The sequence below is a fragment of the Lacticigenium naphthae DSM 19658 genome (genome assembly GCF_000425865.1).
Taxonomy (GTDB): domain Bacteria; phylum Bacillota; class Bacilli; order Lactobacillales; family Carnobacteriaceae_A; genus Lacticigenium; species Lacticigenium naphthae.
This window is the reverse complement of record NZ_AUEG01000001.1, coordinates 360,529-377,245: the sequence shown is the minus strand read 5'-3', so window position 1 is coordinate 377,245 and position 16,717 is coordinate 360,529. Positions and strand designations below refer to the sequence as shown.

The 16,717-nt window shown below is 35.5% G+C and carries 16 protein-coding genes; 15 read left to right on the top strand and 1 reads right to left on the bottom strand.

Annotated elements, in window-relative coordinates; genetic code table 11:
* The first annotated feature begins 103 nt into the window (after positions 1 to 103).
* The 3 genes from H626_RS0101830 (at position 104) to H626_RS0101820 (ending at position 3,513) form a co-directional block, all read left to right on the top strand.
* Positions 104 to 1,309, top strand: a complete 1,206-nt coding sequence (locus H626_RS0101830) for an EAL and HDOD domain-containing protein (RefSeq protein WP_169449761.1) — start codon at positions 104 to 106, stop codon at positions 1,307 to 1,309.
* Between the two features lie 127 nt (positions 1,310 to 1,436).
* Positions 1,437 to 2,036, top strand: a complete 600-nt coding sequence (locus tag H626_RS0101825) for a diguanylate cyclase domain-containing protein (protein ID WP_027107816.1) — start codon at positions 1,437 to 1,439, stop codon at positions 2,034 to 2,036.
* A 151-nt stretch (positions 2,037 to 2,187) separates the two neighbouring features.
* Positions 2,188 to 3,513 carry a diguanylate cyclase domain-containing protein gene (locus H626_RS0101820; protein ID WP_027107815.1) on the top strand — a complete coding sequence of 442 codons (1,326 nt, stop codon included), beginning with the start codon at positions 2,188 to 2,190 and terminating at the stop codon, positions 3,511 to 3,513.
* 80 nt (positions 3,514 to 3,593) lie between these two features.
* Here the strand turns inward: H626_RS0101820 and H626_RS0101815 are convergent, their stop codons facing one another.
* Entirely contained in the window at positions 3,594 to 5,456 is a 1,863-nt protein-coding gene (locus H626_RS0101815; protein WP_027107814.1) for a putative bifunctional diguanylate cyclase/phosphodiesterase, read from the bottom strand.
* Positions 5,457 to 5,693: 237 nt separating this feature from the next.
* On the opposite strand from H626_RS0101815, the gene uvsE reads away from it, so the two are divergent.
* The 12 genes from uvsE (at position 5,694) to accB (ending at position 16,716) form a co-directional block, all read left to right on the top strand.
* The gene (gene uvsE / locus H626_RS0101810) at positions 5,694 to 6,947 is read left to right on the top strand and encodes a UV DNA damage repair endonuclease UvsE (protein WP_027107813.1); all 1,254 of its coding nucleotides are present in this window, start codon (positions 5,694 to 5,696) and stop codon (positions 6,945 to 6,947) included.
* A gap of 115 nt (positions 6,948 to 7,062) precedes the next feature.
* Positions 7,063 to 7,692 (top strand): TetR/AcrR family transcriptional regulator, encoded by a 630-nt coding sequence (locus H626_RS0101805; RefSeq protein ID WP_027107812.1) that lies wholly within the window; start codon positions 7,063 to 7,065, stop codon positions 7,690 to 7,692.
* Between the two features lie 13 nt (positions 7,693 to 7,705).
* On the top strand, positions 7,706 to 8,605 hold the full coding sequence (locus tag H626_RS0101800; RefSeq protein ID WP_027107811.1) for an ABC transporter ATP-binding protein: 900 nt from the start codon (positions 7,706 to 7,708) through the stop codon (positions 8,603 to 8,605).
* Positions 8,598 to 10,202: an ABC transporter permease gene (locus tag H626_RS0101795; RefSeq protein WP_027107810.1), complete on the top strand. Its 1,605-nt coding sequence runs from the start codon at positions 8,598 to 8,600 to the stop codon at positions 10,200 to 10,202. Before H626_RS0101800 ends, H626_RS0101795 begins: the two co-directional genes overlap by 8 nt.
* A 297-nt stretch (positions 10,203 to 10,499) precedes the next feature.
* Entirely contained in the window at positions 10,500 to 10,967 is a 468-nt protein-coding gene (gene fabT / locus H626_RS0101790; protein ID WP_027107809.1) for a fatty acid biosynthesis transcriptional regulator FabT, read from the top strand.
* Positions 10,964 to 11,929, top strand: a complete 966-nt coding sequence (locus tag H626_RS0101785) for a beta-ketoacyl-ACP synthase III (protein ID WP_027107808.1) — start codon at positions 10,964 to 10,966, stop codon at positions 11,927 to 11,929. Before fabT ends, H626_RS0101785 begins: the two co-directional genes overlap by 4 nt.
* Before the next feature lie 28 nt (positions 11,930 to 11,957).
* Positions 11,958 to 12,191: an acyl carrier protein gene (locus H626_RS0101780; RefSeq protein WP_027107807.1), complete on the top strand. Its 234-nt coding sequence runs from the start codon at positions 11,958 to 11,960 to the stop codon at positions 12,189 to 12,191.
* 19 nt (positions 12,192 to 12,210) lie between these two features.
* On the top strand, positions 12,211 to 13,170 hold the full coding sequence (gene fabK, locus H626_RS0101775; protein WP_027107806.1) for an enoyl-[acyl-carrier-protein] reductase FabK: 960 nt from the start codon (positions 12,211 to 12,213) through the stop codon (positions 13,168 to 13,170).
* A 109-nt stretch (positions 13,171 to 13,279) separates the two neighbouring features.
* The gene (fabD, locus tag H626_RS10395; protein ID WP_035618174.1) at positions 13,280 to 14,233 is read left to right on the top strand and encodes an ACP S-malonyltransferase; all 954 of its coding nucleotides are present in this window, start codon (positions 13,280 to 13,282) and stop codon (positions 14,231 to 14,233) included.
* Positions 14,223 to 14,963: a 3-oxoacyl-[acyl-carrier-protein] reductase gene (fabG, locus tag H626_RS0101765; RefSeq protein WP_027107805.1), complete on the top strand. Its 741-nt coding sequence runs from the start codon at positions 14,223 to 14,225 to the stop codon at positions 14,961 to 14,963. Before fabD ends, fabG begins: the two co-directional genes overlap by 11 nt.
* A complete protein-coding gene (fabF, locus tag H626_RS0101760) occupies positions 14,956 to 16,212 on the top strand; it encodes a beta-ketoacyl-ACP synthase II (protein WP_027107804.1) in 1,257 nt (418 codons plus the stop codon). Before fabG ends, fabF begins: the two co-directional genes overlap by 8 nt.
* Positions 16,213 to 16,716, top strand: a complete 504-nt coding sequence (gene accB / locus H626_RS0101755) for an acetyl-CoA carboxylase biotin carboxyl carrier protein (protein ID WP_027107803.1) — start codon at positions 16,213 to 16,215, stop codon at positions 16,714 to 16,716. It abuts the gene before it with no gap.
* Position 16,717: the final 1 nt, after the last annotated feature.

Genomic DNA, 16,717 nt, shown 5'->3' with positions numbered 1-16,717 from the left:
TCTATTGATCCTTTCATTTAAAAATTTCAAAAAATTTAATTAAAATAGAATAATGTATGTTATCTTATTAATTAGAGACAAAAAAAGTGAAGAAGGTGCTTTTTTGTATATAGCAAGACAACCTATTTTTAATAAAACTAAAAAAATTTATGGATATGAATTACTTTTTCGATCCTCTAGTACAACTTCTACATACGATTGTATATCTCCTCAAGCTTCTACTGCGACTGTATTAGGGGGTCTATTTGAACTGGGAATAGAGAATATAGTAGGTAAACAAAAAGCATTTGTGAATTTTGATTATGATTTTTTGCTATCAAAAACAATTGAATTAGTTAAACCGGATGTACTAGTAATAGAAGTACTTGAGAACGTTGATCCGGATCCTCGCATTATTCAGCGAATAAAAGAACTACGGCAAAAAGGATATACAATTGCTTTAGATGATTTTGATAATAAAGGAATTACTGCTCCTTTAAAAAAATATGCTAACATTATCAAGTATGACATCCGACAAACTTCATTGTTGACATTGAAGAAGGAAGTGAAAAATGATTTAGCACATCATCATATTTTACTGGCAGAAAAAGTAGAATCGGAAGAAGAGTTTTTGCTAGCTAAAGAAATGGGGTTTCACTTATTTCAAGGATTCTTTTTCCAACGCCCTCAAATCATTGCGGGGATGAAAATGGAAAAGACACCAAAAATTATTTTTCAAATGATTTTCCAAGAATTAAAAAAAGAGGAACCTTCTTTTAGAAAACTAGCAGAAATTATTTCACACGATGTCAATATTGCCTATCGATTGATGAGAATCAAAGAAATTACACATGCGAAAGAAAGATTAAAAACAATTCAATCTGCTTTAGTAAGAATGGGATTGAATGAATTTGAAAGATGGGTACATGTGCTCTTTATGCAGGAATTCAAAACAAATAAACCCATTGAACTTCTACGCTTATCATTGGTTAGATCAAAGTTTGGCGAACTACTCGCAAAAAATGGGCCGTTATACCAACGTCAGCATGAAATTTCTTTAATGTGTCTTTTTAGTGTTGTAGATGCATTGTTAGATCAATCAATGGAAAGTGCTTTAGAAAATGTTTCAATTAGTGAAGATGTAAAAGATAGTTTGATTTCAAAAAAAGGCGACTTGGCTAGAGTTTTAAAAATCATTCGGGCTTATGAAGAAGCGGAATGGAGTAAAGCGCAAAGATTGGCGCAAGATTTAAAAATAAATGATAAAAATTTGGCTACGTGGTATTTGGAATCACTTCGTTGGGCAGATCAAACAGTACGAAATTTTTAAATGTGACAAACTTTTGTCAGCTTTTTGAATCAATGAATATCTAGACCTAATAAAAATTTTTTTATGAATATAGATGCTATAATTAAGACTATACTATAGAACTATAATTCCGATAGGAGGTTAATTTATGCAAAGGAATCGCTCCCTTGCTATTCTCATTACTTTACTTGTGATTAGTTTACTAGCTGTGCCTATTTTCTTTTTTGAACAAATGTTAGTTTATTATGTATTTTTATTACTTCTTTTCTTAGGTAGTTTAGTTTATGTTGTTAGCTATCAGTACTTAGTAAAAAAAGAAGCTTTTGATCGTGATCCTCTAACTGGTTTATTAACAAAAACTTCGATGGAGTTCTATGTTAAAGGCGACTTGAAATCTGCAAATAAAAAACATGGCGTTGTCATTGTTGAATTTAATAACTTAAAAGATATCCAAAATCATTATGGCAAAGAAGCTGGCGAAGTTATTTTGAAACAAACTGCTAAACAGATCGATACAGTTTTAAGACCCAATGATCGTTTGGCGAGAATCGGATTAAATGAATTTACCATATTTTTATACAATGTTCAAAATAGGCAAAACTTAGAAACAGTGAAAGATAGAATTAAAGAATCAATTGATGTGCCCATCACTTATAAAGACCGTTTAATTGATTTTTCTTATGTGCTTCGTCAAGCTCTATCGCAAGGCGAGTCCACTTTCGAATCCTTGCAAGAAAAAGCTAAATAAATTGTGACTATCTTTTAGGTATCTCCTAAAAGATAGTTTTTTTGTAGAATCTCAGCTAACTGTATGAATATAACTAAATAGTAGGTTACAAATTGGCTTTATGCTATACTATCTGTGTATTTGATAATGCCTTCAAAGGAATGATAGATAAATGAAAAAAAAATTACTTTCTTTAACGGTCGCTTTGGTGGCTGCTTTTTTATTGATCTGGCCAGCTTTTACGATTCAGCAAGAGCATTTGGCACACAGAAGACAAAGCAATAAATTGGCAGCTCTGCAAGAATTAAATACTGTTACTGAAAATATACAAATATTACTCAACACGAGTTTGTACTATACAGATTTTTTTGAAGTTTACTTAAAAACTCATGATAGTATCCCTATAAATGAGATGGGGGATTTTGCAGAAACTATATTGCAACAAAATAATATAATTGATAACGTTTCACTTGCTCCTCAAGGGATAGTTTCCGATGTTTGGCCATTAGAAGGAAATGAATCAGCTATAGGTCATGATACGATCAATGATCCAAATCGTTCAAAAAGTATAGATAAGGCAATTAAATTAAAAACAGCAGTAGCTCAAGGACCAGTCGAATCAAAACAAGGTGGATTGAAAATATTCAATCGGAAACCCATTTTTTTGGAAAATGGTAAATTTTGGGGTTTTATAACCGTCACAGTTGATTTCGAAGAATTAATTTTAAAAAGTCACTTAAATTCAGAGGAAAATGGTTTTTTACTAGCGTTAAGGGTTGAAGATATAAGCGGGACAGATGACTTTTTATGGGGAAACACAGATATATTCAATAAAAATGCATTGTATCAAACAGTTAAGTTACCTAATGAAGAATGGGAGATAGGTATCTATCCAGAAAAGGGATGGTCACAAGGTTATTCATTGTTTGTTAGAGAACAAGCTTATTATTTTGCTTTGATTACAGTGATTTTCTTGCTTGTGTATCGTTTTGTGGATCAATACCAAGTTCACCGCTATGAATCCAAAAGAGATTCGTTGACTGGAGTGTATAATAAAAAAAGCATTGAACAAATTGTTAGACGCAAATTGTGGTCATCCAAACAATCTCATGCATTAATTGTTATTGATTTTAATAATTTTAAATACATAAATGACACTTTTGGTCATATATTTGGAGATATTGTTTTAAAAAAATCAGTCGAACGGATGCACCAGTTTGTTTCTTCGAATGGTGCAATTGGCAGAGTAGGTGGAGATGAATTTTTGCTCTTTATACCGAATGTTCCTGATGAAAATCAGCTACGTGAAATTTCTAAAAGTCTTTCTCAAATAGTAAACCAACCATTAATGCATAAGGAAGATAGAATAGAAGTTTCCATATCGATCGGTGCAACGTTAACGGATTTAGGCTTAACGTTTGATGAGTTATACAATCAAGCTGATATCGATATGTACCGCTACAAAAGCACTGTGAAGTCCTTAGAGGGTTATTCTTGAGATGTATAGGTTATGATAAAAAATGAGAGCTACTCTCCATTAGTATACTTGCTAATAGAGAGTAGCTTTTTTTAGTACGATTATAAATGAAGTTTTTCTTTCCAATATTTTAATGGTAAGGGTTTGCCATAGAGATACCCTTGTCCATACAAACAGTTAATATCTAGTAGAAAATCTGCTTGCTCGGATGATTCAATTCCCTCCGCTATCACTTTTGCATTTTGAGTATGTGCGAGCTGCATAATACTTTTAACGAGTTGTTGAGTAGCTTGATTTCTGATCATATTTTTCACAAATAATAAATCCATTTTCAAGATATCAAAAGGAATGTTGCTTAGAACACTCAGTGAAGAATAACCTGTTCCAAAATCATCAATGGCTATTTGAATTCCTTTTTCTCTGATAGCTGCGAGAATTTTTTTTGCTTCATTTGGATTTTCCATAAAACCTTCAGTTATTTCAAAAATTATTTTACTGGGAATAATGTCATACTTATTTAGAAGATCATCTAAATCTACTAAAAATTTTTCGTTGGTTAACTGAATTGGACTAATGTTGACTGAAAGATGCAGATCATTAAATGAATGCGGGGAAAACAAACAAAAAGATTCTTCCAATACCCACATTCCGATTGAATAGATCAGTCCCTGTTTCTCCGCTTGTGGAATAAAAGATTGAGGAGAGATGATCCCAAAATCAGGATGTTCCCATCTAATCAAAGCTTCCAACCCACTTATCTCGTTTGTTTTTAAATTTACGATAGGTTGAAAGTAGAGATGAAACTGTTTTTCCTTGATAGCGTATTGAATATCTTTTTCGATTATGTGATCCCTGTCTTTCATTTCCACAGTTTGATATTGTGCGATGACACCAAGCGAGACTCCTGTTTTTTTCGCTTGATACATAGCATGATCAGCTTGTCTGATTAAACTTTCAATTGATGTATCATGATAAGGAAACAAACTTATTCCTATACTAGCAGTTACATAGCGAGATTCTTTTTCTAAATCGAATGGATCGTTAAATAAGTCTGATATGGTTTGTATTGTTTCAGTTAATTCATCAGTAGTGAGATGATTCACTACGAGTATAAATTCATCGCCCCCGACACGGGCGGCTAAATCATTTGAAGAAAGTACAGTTTGAATCCGGTCAGCAACATCTATTAAAATCTGGTCTCCTGCAGTATGTCCAAAACTATCATTAATAAACTTAAACCGATCGATATCAATAAAAAATAAAGCAAATGGAGTATCGGGAAAATTTATTTTTTTGTTTAATGATGAATACAAATATTTGCGATTGGCTAATCCAGTTAAAAAATCGTGATCAGCTTGATACTTCAACTGTTTTTCTAACTTTTTTCGATCAGTTATATCATAAGCTACACCAGTTAGTTGTGTTACTTCGTTGCTGGAGTTGAAAATAGGTTTTCCCCAAGCATCGATCCAGCGAATAGATCCATTTTTATGAATAAAGCGCCATGTTTGATTGGAAGAATGACCTTTCTTTAATTGTAAGTAATGATTTAGTGCAATAGGATAATCTTCTGGGTAAGTTCGTTCCAACCATAACTCGTAATTTTTTAAAAACATATCTCTTCCGTACCCGAAAATACTTTCAAACCCACTGGAAGCAATAAAAGTTTGTTGGTTTAAGTCGATAGTCCAGAGGTAGGCATGATTATTGTCAAATAATGTTTGTAACTCCTTTTCTTTAACCAACAAGGCCTGTTTGTTTTTACGGTAATCAAACAGGATATCTTCAACAGTGTTTAATTGTCTTGTCAGCAACTTGTATGGAATGTAACTTGATCCAGTTAAGAGAAACAAAATGGAACTAAATAAATAATTTTGAAAATAAAAATGCTGCCCGAAAGCAAACAAAATTAACATAGTTAACCACGAGAAAAAGCTTTTTTTAATTGATGATACATTTTCCATAGGATGTCCCCTTAATGAATAACAATCGTTATCTTTACGAAAAAATTCTCCCCATTCCTAGACTAAATAGCACAATAATGTAGGTGGCTAAAAAATAAACTACTAAAAGTATAACAAATAATTAGAAAATATGGTATATCCAAAACATGTGCTTATAAAATTAAAATTTGTATTATAAGGGGTCGAGCTTTGGAATTTTGTTATACTAAAAATAATATAGTTTCAAGGAGGATCATAATGAGTATTGGCTATGCATGTTTAACAGTTGGTATTCCAAATACCGATTTGAAAAGTGTTACGAAGAAAAATGCAACAGAAGAAAGACTAAAAGAGGTGATTCAACATAATTTGAACGCTTTGGAAAATATGATCGACTATAATAGTAAACAAAACATTCGGCTATATCGTATCAGTTCTGATCTGATACCTTTTGGTTCAAGCCCCGTGAACACTCTCAACTGGGGAGAAATTTATGGAGAAGACTTCAGGCGTATCGGTAAAAAAATTAAAAATAACGATTTGCGTGTATCTTTTCATCCAGGTCAGTATACAGTTTTAAATTCGCCTCACTCTGATGTTGTAGAAAGAGCTATTGAAGATTTACGTTATCATAATAAAATTATGGAGTGTATGGAAATCGATTTTACTCATAAAATTGTAGTGCACATCGGAGGAGTATATGGGAATAAAGAAGAAGCAATCAAGCGTTTCATTCAGACATTTCGAAAGTTGGACCAGCCAATAAAAAATCGATTGATCATTGAAAATGATGATCGACTGTACACAGTGGAGGACGTCTTGGGTATTGCTGAAGCTTGCTCCATTCCCGTAGTGTTTGATAATTTGCATCATACAGCTAATCATCAAGGGGATCCTAAAACGGAAGCTTATTGGATCAAAGAAGTTAATAATACTTGGAGGGAAATGGATGGAAAACAAAAAGTTCATTATTCTCAACAAGCATCGAGTAAACGAATCGGAGCACACACTAAAACAATTTATATAGGACCTTTTTTAGATTTTTATCGCACTCTGCCGGATACCTCGATCGATATAATGTTAGAGGTGAAAGATAAAAATATTTCGACTATAAAAATCAATAATGCACTTTCAATTGACAAAAATATAGCAAGGTTAGAAAAGGAATGGGCACGCTACAAGTATGCAGTTTTAGAGAAAAGTCCGGAAAACTATCAGGCTATTCGCCAATTGTTGAAAAACAAAAATGAGTATCCGGTGATCCAGTTTTATCAATTGATCGAAGAGGCTATGGATACAATTACGTTTGAGGGAAATGCAGTGAATGCTGCTCAACATGTATGGGGTTATTTGAATGATGGAGCAATAGAAAGTGAAAAACGGGCATTTGAAAGAAATTTAACGAAATACCGAAATAATGAAGGGAAACTTAGAACGGTAAAGAATCAGTTACTTAAATTAGCTGAAAAACAAGCGAAAGATTATTTGATTCAATCACTTTATTTTTATTAAATTTAAAAAAAACATTCTGAATTCGGAATGTTTTTTTTGCATAGTATTAGTTGACCAGTGCGGTCAAAAGGGGTAAAATAAAACTGACCAAACTGGTCAGTTTGGAGGTGTGAGAATGAATGAGTCGTTTGAAAAGTTAGCTATAGAGAAAAAAAGAAGAATATTGAATGCTGGATTTAGTGAATTTTCCAAAGAAGGGTATAAGAAGGCCTCCACTAATAAGATTGTAGAGCTAGCAGATATTAGTAAGGGGACATTATACTATTATTTTAAGAACAAAAAAGCATTGTATCTTTACCTAATTGAATATGGAATACAATTTTTATCCAAAGAATTTGTTGAAAAAATCGATGAAGAAGAAACAGATTTTATCGAGAAATATAAGCAAATAGTTGAAAATAAGTTGGTAGCTTACCGTATCCATCCAGAAGTTTTCTTGTTTTTTGCTTCGATATACTTGGGCAATGAAGAAACGTATCCTACAGAAATAAAAGAAAAAATTCAAAAAGTTACTCAAGAAGGATATCTAAAACTCTATAAAAATTTAGATGAAAATCTGTTTAGAGATGATATAGAAATGACTGAACAAATGAAAATGATTCATTGGTTAATGGAAGGGTATCAAAAAGAGCTATATGATGAAATCGATTATAGGAAAAACGGACCAGATGATTATGAGAAACAGTGGGAAAAATTTCATGAGTTCTTAGATAGTTTAAAAAAACTATTTTATAAATCAAACTAGAGGAGCGATAAAGATGAGTGTGATTGAATTAGCGGATATTTCAAAGAAATTCGGGAAGTTTACAGCATTAGATGCAGTTTCATTTAATGTAGAAGAGGGAGAGGTTTTTGGATTTATAGGTCCAAATGGAGCAGGGAAAACAACGACACTGCGAATCTTATTAGGAATGATTCAAGCAACATCAGGAGAAGCAAAAATATTTGGGAAGGATGTATGGGACGAAGCCATAGCAATTCATAAGAGAATAGCTTATGTGCCAGGGGATATCAATTTGTGGGATAATTTAACCGGTGGAGAGGTTATTGATTTCTTCTTAAAAATGCAAGGTGCCTACCCATCCACAAAAAAGGAAGCAATGATGAAACGGTTCGACTTTGATCCGAGTAAAAAGTGTAAAAACTATTCAAAAGGGAATAAGCAAAAAGTTGCTTTAATTGCTGCATTTTCAAGTGATGCAGATTTATATATTTTTGATGAACCAACTTCCGGACTAGATCCATTAATGGAAAAAGTTTTCCAAGAAAGTGTTCATGAATTAAAACGTAATGGGAAGAGCGTGTTACTCTCAAGCCATATTTTATCTGAAGTGGAAAGTCTTTGTGATAAGGTTTGTATTATTCGTGAAGGTAGAGTAATCGAATCAGGAACATTATCAGACATGCGTCATCTGACCCGTTCAACCGTTCGTTTAAGTACCCGCAAAGAAATTAATGATCTTTCAGAGTGGATAGGCGTTCATGACGTCAAAAAAGAAAATGATGAGTGGATATTTTTAATTGATTCTGATAAATGGAATTCGTTTATTACCAGAGTTTCAGGTTTCGATGTCGAAAAAATTGAAAGTCATCCGCCTACATTAGAAGATTTATTTATGCGCCATTACCAAGATGATGGAGGGGATTTGGATGGGTAAGCTATTTTCGAAACAAACATCTATTCTTACTCGTTTTATCTTTAAACGTGAATGGGTGAAAATGATTATTTGGATTGGGTCGATCGTGGGCGTAACCGTGGCAGTTGCCGCCGCATTTACAGGGTTATATTCCAGCGAAGCAGAAAGACAAGGGATAGCTCAAACGATGGATAATCCAGCAATGACAGCAATGTTGGGTCCAAGCGTGGCAATTGAGGATTATACTTTTGGAGCGATGTTCAGTCATGAAATGTTACTTTTTACTGCTATTACAGTAGCCATTATGAATATTTTGATGATCAATCGATTGACCCGTTTAGAAGAAGAGGAAAATCGATTGGAAATCATTCAATCATTGCCAGTTGAGAGAAATACGTACTTATTCACCTCTTTATTACTTGCTTTTGGGTTGAATAGTGCCCTCGCACTATTGACTAGTGGGAGCATAGGGATATTAAATATTGAAAGTATGGACTGGAATGGTTCTCTATTGTATGGTGTAACATTGGGTGCAACCGGATTTTTATTTGCCTGTTTAACAGCCGTCTTTGCACAAATTTCGCCTTCGTCTCGTGGTACATTAGGTCTTTCTTTCTTTACTTTGGGATTCTTCTATCTCTTGCGTGCTATCGGAGATGTTACAGCTGAGTGGCTTTCACTATTGTCACCACTAGGTTGGGTCACAAGAACAGAAACATATGTGGAAAATAAATGGCTACCTATCTTACTAATCGCAATTATCAGTCTCCTATTCTTATTTATTTCTTTTTGGCTACATGCTAAAAGAGATATGCAGGATGGATTCCTACCTGAAAGAAAAGGAAGGATAGAAGCCTCTTCTTTATTGCATCATCCTTTGGTTTTTATTTTTCGATTGCAACGGGTAACTATTTTTTCTTGGTTAATTGGATTGTTTATTTTGGGTGTTACTTACGGATCAGTACTCGGAGAATTAGAAACATTTTTTGAATCGAATGACCTTTTAAAAGAATTACTGACGCCGGATCCTGAATTTTCTCTCGTTGAACAATTCTTAGGGATTTTAATGTCTGTCATTGCGATCATAGGATCCATTCCCCCTATAATGATAATGAATCGCTTATACAAAGAGGAGAAAATTGGACGGAATGAATGGATTTTAACGCATAATATTAACCGAACAAAACTCTTTTTAAGTTATTTAAGCTTAGCGATCATTGTTGCAGTTTTGTCCATATTCTTTTCGATTATAGGATTATGGATAGCGAGTGTGGGACTCTCTACCGACCCACTTGGCTTGGATACACTTATCTTATCAGGTTTTGTATATTTGCCAGCTATGACAGTTATGCTCGGGCTTGCGACTTTAATTATTGCGTTTAAGCCGAATATTTTAAATTCGATTTGGATGTATTTGTCATTTTCTTTTATAGTAGTTTATTTAGGAAGTCTACTGCAATTCGATGATTGGTTGCTAGCACTTTCACCATATGGTAATATCCCGAAGGTTCCGGTGGAAGAAATATCTTATAGCTATTTAGCTATTTTGGTGGGTCTTTCTCTCTTGCTTTATGTAGTTTCTTTACTACAATATCAGCGAAGAGACCTGAAAGGATAATATACTCAAATAAGAATGATGGAAGAGGCTGGGACAAAAGTCCCAGCCTCTAATCATTTTCCAAACATTCCTTTCTAAAACGAGCTCCAAAAAACAGACCCGACATCCACTTCACGAACACTCTTCGATAGTCTACGACTATCTTTCGAGTATCCGCTCCAGTGATTCGGGTCTGAACGTTTTTTGTTCCACTCCCTTCTTTTTTTTAGAAATTCCTTGACAGAAAAAGATAAAAGGGTTATTATTTTGATTGTCAAACAATTTGATAATCAAAGTATTATTTAAGGAGGAGTTGATGTGGATCCGCTTGTTCGAGAAATTAACCAGTATCTCGTTACTATTTTTAATGACGTCCTTGCAATTGAAGCAGAATCGCTTAGAGATGGAGAATTTTCAGACTTGTCTATCAAAGAAATGCATACGATTGAAGCGATTGGGATGTATAAAGAACATACAACAACTGAAGTATCAAGAAAACTCGGTATTACAGTAGGAACATTAACCGTTTCTGTAAATCATTTGGTAAAAAAAGGGTATGTTGAACGTGTACGAAGTGAAGACGATCGTAGAGTTGTTAAACTGGGTTTAACAAATAAAGGACGCTTGCTGTATAGAGTCCATGATAAATTTCACAGAGATATGGTCAAAGAGACTATTGATGAAATGGATCCTGAAGAAGCGCAGATGTTGACGAAAGGGTTACGGAATTTATACCAGTTTCTTGAAGTAACTAAGCAACAGCTAAAAAAGAAGGATAAAAAATGAAAATACAAGCTATTGGAAAGTATGTTCCCGAAAATGTCTTAACAAATCAAGATCTTGAAAAAATAATGGATACCTCAAACGACTGGATCGTCAGCCGAACAGGCATAAAAAAGAGACATATCACCACGGATGACACTACTTCATCATTAGCCGTAAAAGCTGCGCAAAACATTTTGAATAATAGTCAAATCAAAGCTACAGAAATCGATTTTATTATAGTTGCAACCATGACACCGGATAGTCATTCTCCAAGTGTCGCTGCAATAGTTCAATCAGAAATAGGTGCAAATTCTGTTATGGCTTTTGATGTGAGTGCCGCTTGTTCGGGATTTGTCTACGCGCTTTCCATAGCTGAAAAAATGCTGCAGGCAGAATCTGTTGAGTATGGATTAGTTATAGGTGCTGAAACAATGTCTCAGACAATTGATTGGTCTGATCGATCAACTGCGGTATTGTTCGGTGATGGGGCTGGCGGAGTAATAGTGAAATCGTCAATAGAATCTTCATTATTAGCTGAAGATATTCATGCTGATGGGAAAAAGGGGAATGCTTTAGTAAGTGGGAAAATAGTCAACGATGCTAAAACAGGGAATGATAAATGGAGAAGAAGCCCTCTGACGATGGATGGCAGAGATATTTATAATTTTGTTGTAAAAGAGGTCCCAAATAGTATTCGGACAGTAACTAAAAAAGCCAACTTAGAATTAAAAGATATCGATTATTTTTTATTGCACCAAGCAAACGAACGATTGATCAAACAAGTATCAAAAAAATTAGCACTTGATTCAACTAAATTCCCAAGTAATATAGCTGAATATGGAAACACCTCAGCTGCAAGTATTCCATTATTGCTTGCCGAGTTAGTAGAAAATCAAACGATTCAACTTGAATCTGGTCAAAAATTACTACTATCTGGTTTTGGTGGAGGATTGACTTGGGGTTCACTTGTAATAACGATATAAAAAAATAAAAAATACGGAGGAATTATCCATGACTACTTTTGAAAAAATCCAAGAAATTATTGTTGACCAATTAGACAAAGAAACTGAAGAAGTGCAATTAAAAACGAATTTCCGTGAAGAATTAGAAGCAGACAGCTTAGACTTGTTCCAAATCATCAATGATATTGAAGATGAATTTGATATAAAAATTGAGTTTGATGAAGGCTTAAATACAGTTCAAGATATTGTTAACACTGTGAACACACAACTAGAAGCAAAATAAGTATTGGAAGGGAGCTCCTATGAAAAATGAATTAACTGAGATTATAGGAATAGATTATCCTATTATTCAAGGAGCCATGTCCTGGGTAGCAACCCCTAGCTTGGCCAGCGCTGTCAGCAATGCGGGTGGATTAGGAATGCTTGGATCAGGTCATGAGCCAGGAGAAACAGTTAGAAAAACCATTCGTGAAACAAAGGAACTCACGGACAAACCTTTTGGAGTAAATGTATTACTACTTTCACAGTATGTCGATGAAGTAGTCGATGTAATTTGTGAAGAAGGAATAAAGGTTGTGACTACTGGTGCAGGAAGTCCCGGGAAGTACATGAAAAAATTTAAAGAAGCGGGAGTCGTCGTGATCCCGGTAGTGGCTTCTGTAGCATTAGCTAAACGAATGGAAAAAGAGGGAGCCGACGCTTTGATTTGTGAAGGAATGGAAGCGGGAGGACATATTGGAAAAACAACAACGATCAATCTTGTTCCTCAAGTGGTTGATGCAGTATCCATACCGGTAATCGCCGCTGGTGGAATCGCAGATGGTAGAGGGATGGCTGCAGCTTTGATGCTTGGAGCCGATGCTGTTCAACTCGGTACTCGATTTGTTGTTGCGCATGAAAGCATTGCACATGACAATTTTAAACAAGCCATTATTAAAGCAAAAGATATCGATACTGTGGTTACAGGTCAGATAACAGGTCATCCTGTCCGTGTATTAAGAAACAAATTAACTCGTGAATACTTAAAAGTGGAAAAAGAAATTACGAGCGATTCAACGCCAGATGTTACCCGCCTAGAGGCTATCGGTAAAGGTGCTCTTAGAAGAGCAGTTGTTGAAGGAGATAAGGATCGCGGCTCTTTCATGTCTGGACAAAGTGCCGGGTTAGTTCATGAAGAACAAAGCTGTCACGATATTATCCAAGAATTAATGACAGAGTACAAAGAAGTCGTTACCCTGCATGCCAAACGCCTAAATGAGTAGGATATGAGGGTACAAGAACAGATCTAAAAACTGAAAGAAGTGCGTCTTCGCTGTTTTTGGGTCTTTTCTTGTACGCAAAAAGTAAAGAGGAAAGAAATGGAGCGATAAAATGACAGTTGCATTTATCTATAGTGGACAAGGATCTCAATACTCTGGTATGGGTTTGGAGCTGTACGATACTTATCCACAAGTAAAAAAAGTAATTGATAAAGCTTCTTCGCTATTAAATCTTGATTTCGTTCAACTCTATCAAAATGAGGAAAAATTAAATTGGACACCCTATACTCAGCCAGCGATCCTAGCTTTATCTTTTGGGATAGATCGCTTGCTTCGCGATAATGGATTTCATCCGGAGGTAGTGGCGGGATTAAGTTTAGGTGAATATACGGCCTTAACTTCGGCTGATGTGTTCAGATTTGATCAAGTGATCCCATTTGTTCACGAAAGAGGAAAAGCAATGACAGAAGCTTATCCGTCAGGTGGGGCAATGAGTGCGGTATTAGGTGCCGAAAAAGAGAAAGTGGAATCAGTCTGCAAAGATATTTCCAATCAGGCTTATGTTGCTCCAGCGAATTATAATATGCCTGGACAAATAGTTATTGCCGGTACGGTAGATGGGGTTCGTCTAGCTAGTGAAGAATTAAGTAAAGAAAAGAGAGTCCGCTGTATTCAGCTACAAGTTTCTGGACCCTTTCATACGGCTTTATTAGAACCGGCCAGTAAAAAAATAGAGAAACTTTTACAAAATGAAAAGCTTCAAAAACCTGCTATTCCGGTTTATGCAAATACACATGCTAAGAGTTATGAAACCATTGAAGAAATCAAAGAAACCTTGGTAGAACAAGTTCAATCACCTGTTCGTTTTGAAGAAATGATTGAAAAAATGATTTCTGATGGTGTCGATTGTTTTGTAGAAATTGGACCTGGAAAAACGCTTAGTCGATTCATCAAAAAAATCAATCGGTCTGTTGTAATTACACATGTAGATGATGAAAAATCCTTGCAGAAAACACTAACGGTGTTGAAGGAATACAGAGAGGAATTTAACAGAGATGACAAATAAAGAACCGTTGACGGTGATCATTACCGGAAGCACTCGGGGAATAGGTTACGCCATCGCAAAAATGTTTGCTTCCAAAGGTGCTAATTTAGTAATAAATGGAAGGTCTTCTATTTCAACAGTTCTTATTGAAGAGTTAACTAAATTAGGTGCAACTGTTTTACCAATTACCGGTGACGTTCAATATTCCAATGAAGCAGAATCACTAATAATACAGGCAAAGGAAAAATTCAAAAAAGTTGATGTATTGGTGAATAATGCCGGAATAACTAGAGACAATTTATTGTTACGGATGACATCTGAAGAATTTGATGAAACAATTGCGGTCAACTTAAAAGGAACTTTTAATACGATGAAAATAGCTTCTAAAATAATGTTGAAGCAAAAAAGTGGGACAATTATAAATATTGCGAGTGTAGTCGGTTTAGTTGGTAATGTTGGACAAGCAAATTACGCAGCCAGCAAAGCGGGCGTCATAGGATTGACAAAATCCGCAGCCAAAGAATTAGCCTCCAGAGGAATCACTGTGAATGCAATAGCTCCCGGTTTTATTGCATCCGAGATGACAGAAAAACTAAACGAGAGCATCAAGAAAGAAGCCATAAAACAGATTCCATTGAAACGATTTGGAGAGGCAGAAGAAATTGCAGAGGCGGTCTGGTTTTTGAGTCAACAATCGTATATCACTGGACAAGTACTTACAATAGACGGGGGAATGGTAATGAATGGATAATACACAGGTTACGCGCGTAGTCATAACAGGAATGGGAACAATTTCCCCACTAGGAAATTCGGTAGACGAATTCTGGAAAGGGATCGCGAAAGGGGAAAATGGAATTGGCCCGTTAACCAAATTTGATGGAGAAGCAATCGATATTCATGTAGCAGCAGAAGTAAAAGATTTTAAAGCAAGTGATTTTATGGATAGAAAATTAGCTAAGCGAATGGACGCTTTTTCTCAATATGGTGTAGCTGCTTCTCTAGAAGCAATGAAACAAAGTCAATTGGATACAGCTGACGTAGATCCAGAAAGAATTGGGGTCATTGTAGGATCAGGTATTGGTGGTTTGGAAACCATGCAAAAGCAAATTATAAAAATGCATGAAAAAGGGTTAGATAGAGTCGCTCCATTTTTTGTTCCGATGGCAATCGGTAATATGGTAGCTGGTAATATTTCTATAGCAACCGGTGCGAAAGGTCCAAATCTATCTTTGGTAACCGCCTGTGCTTCGGGAAATAATTCAATTGGAGAGGCTTTTAGACAAATCAAACATGGGTATGCAGATGTCATGTATGCAGGCGGAGCAGAAGCAAGCGTGAATGAAATTGGTATTTCAGGTTTCGCAGCTTTAAATGCCCTCTCTAATTCACAAAATCCAGATTCAGCTTCGATTCCATTTGATAAAAACAGGAGCGGCTTTGTAATGGGAGAGGGAGCAGGAGTAATCGTTCTAGAAAATCTGCAACATGCATTGGATAGAAACGCGCCAATATTAGGAGAAATAGTCGGTTACGGTGCAACAGCGGATAGTTTCCATATGACTGCTCCTAGTCCTGATGGGGAAGGAGCTGCTCGAGCAATCCGCTCTTCATTAAAAGAGGCAGGGATCAAACCAGAAGAAGTAGGCTATATCAATGCTCATGGAACGAGTACCCCTGCAAATGATTCAGCTGAGACTAGTGCAATCAAATTAGGTTTAGGCGAAAAAGTCGCTTACTCCACACCTGTCTCCAGCACTAAAAGTATGACAGGTCATTTGTTGGGAGCAGCTGGAGCGATAGAAGCGATCATTTGTGTGAAAGCTTTAAGTGAAGGTGTTCTTCCTCCAACAATAGGCTTAACAGAATCCGATGAGTTGTGTGACTTGGACTATATCCCGGCTAGTGCACGCAAGAAGCAAATCAACTATGCATTAAACAATTCGTTAGGGTTCGGAGGACATAATGCAGTGACGTGTTTCAAAAGATGGGAAGGTGCCTAAATGGAGTTTCAGCAACTAAAAGAAATTATAGACTTGATCGATCACTCTTCATTAAGAGAATTTTCTTTGCAAGATGAAGAGATATCTCTTTATTTAAGTAAAAATAAACATTCTGAATCAGAAAAAATCAGCGAAAACAAAACTGAATCAAAAGAAACAAACAAAGCAACTTCAAATGAAGCAGCTCAAGAAACAACTAAAGCGGAGAAGGAAAAAACAACTTCTCAACAGACTCCAACTGCGGAAAATACTAGCCCAACAGGCTATGTAATAGAAGCGCCCATTGTAGGGATGGCCTATTTATCTCCTGCACCTGACAAGGGCCCATTTAAACAAATCGGTGATGCCGTTGCTGTAGGAGAAACAGTCTGTATTGTTGAGGCAATGAAAATCATGAATGAAATCAAAAGTGATCGATCAGGAATACTTTCATCCATTTTTGTTAAAGATGGAGATATTGTTGAATTTGGTCAACCATTATTTGAAATTAGTGAGGAGCAATAAA

What these genes read in the sequence shown, in the direction of transcription:
- H626_RS0101825 (WP_027107816.1), top strand. Translation starts at nt 1,437, where the DNA reads ATGCAAAGGAATCGCTCCCTTGCTATTCTCATTACTTTACTTGTGATT.
- H626_RS0101820 (WP_027107815.1), top strand. Translation starts at nt 2,188, where the DNA reads ATGAAAAAAAAATTACTTTCTTTAACGGTCGCTTTGGTGGCTGCTTTT.
- H626_RS0101815 (WP_027107814.1), bottom strand. Translation starts at nt 5,456, where the DNA reads ATGGAAAATGTATCATCAATTAAAAAAAGCTTTTTCTCGTGGTTAACT.
- uvsE (WP_027107813.1), top strand. Translation starts at nt 5,694, where the DNA reads ATGAGTATTGGCTATGCATGTTTAACAGTTGGTATTCCAAATACCGAT.
- H626_RS0101805 (WP_027107812.1), top strand. Translation starts at nt 7,063, where the DNA reads ATGAATGAGTCGTTTGAAAAGTTAGCTATAGAGAAAAAAAGAAGAATA.
- H626_RS0101800 (WP_027107811.1), top strand. Translation starts at nt 7,706, where the DNA reads ATGAGTGTGATTGAATTAGCGGATATTTCAAAGAAATTCGGGAAGTTT.
- H626_RS0101795 (WP_027107810.1), top strand. Translation starts at nt 8,598, where the DNA reads ATGGGTAAGCTATTTTCGAAACAAACATCTATTCTTACTCGTTTTATC.
- H626_RS0101785 (WP_027107808.1), top strand. Translation starts at nt 10,964, where the DNA reads ATGAAAATACAAGCTATTGGAAAGTATGTTCCCGAAAATGTCTTAACA.
- H626_RS0101780 (WP_027107807.1), top strand. Translation starts at nt 11,958, where the DNA reads ATGACTACTTTTGAAAAAATCCAAGAAATTATTGTTGACCAATTAGAC.
- fabK (WP_027107806.1), top strand. Translation starts at nt 12,211, where the DNA reads ATGAAAAATGAATTAACTGAGATTATAGGAATAGATTATCCTATTATT.
- fabD (WP_035618174.1), top strand. Translation starts at nt 13,280, where the DNA reads ATGACAGTTGCATTTATCTATAGTGGACAAGGATCTCAATACTCTGGT.
- fabG (WP_027107805.1), top strand. Translation starts at nt 14,223, where the DNA reads ATGACAAATAAAGAACCGTTGACGGTGATCATTACCGGAAGCACTCGG.
- fabF (WP_027107804.1), top strand. Translation starts at nt 14,956, where the DNA reads ATGGATAATACACAGGTTACGCGCGTAGTCATAACAGGAATGGGAACA.
- accB (WP_027107803.1), top strand. Translation starts at nt 16,213, where the DNA reads ATGGAGTTTCAGCAACTAAAAGAAATTATAGACTTGATCGATCACTCT.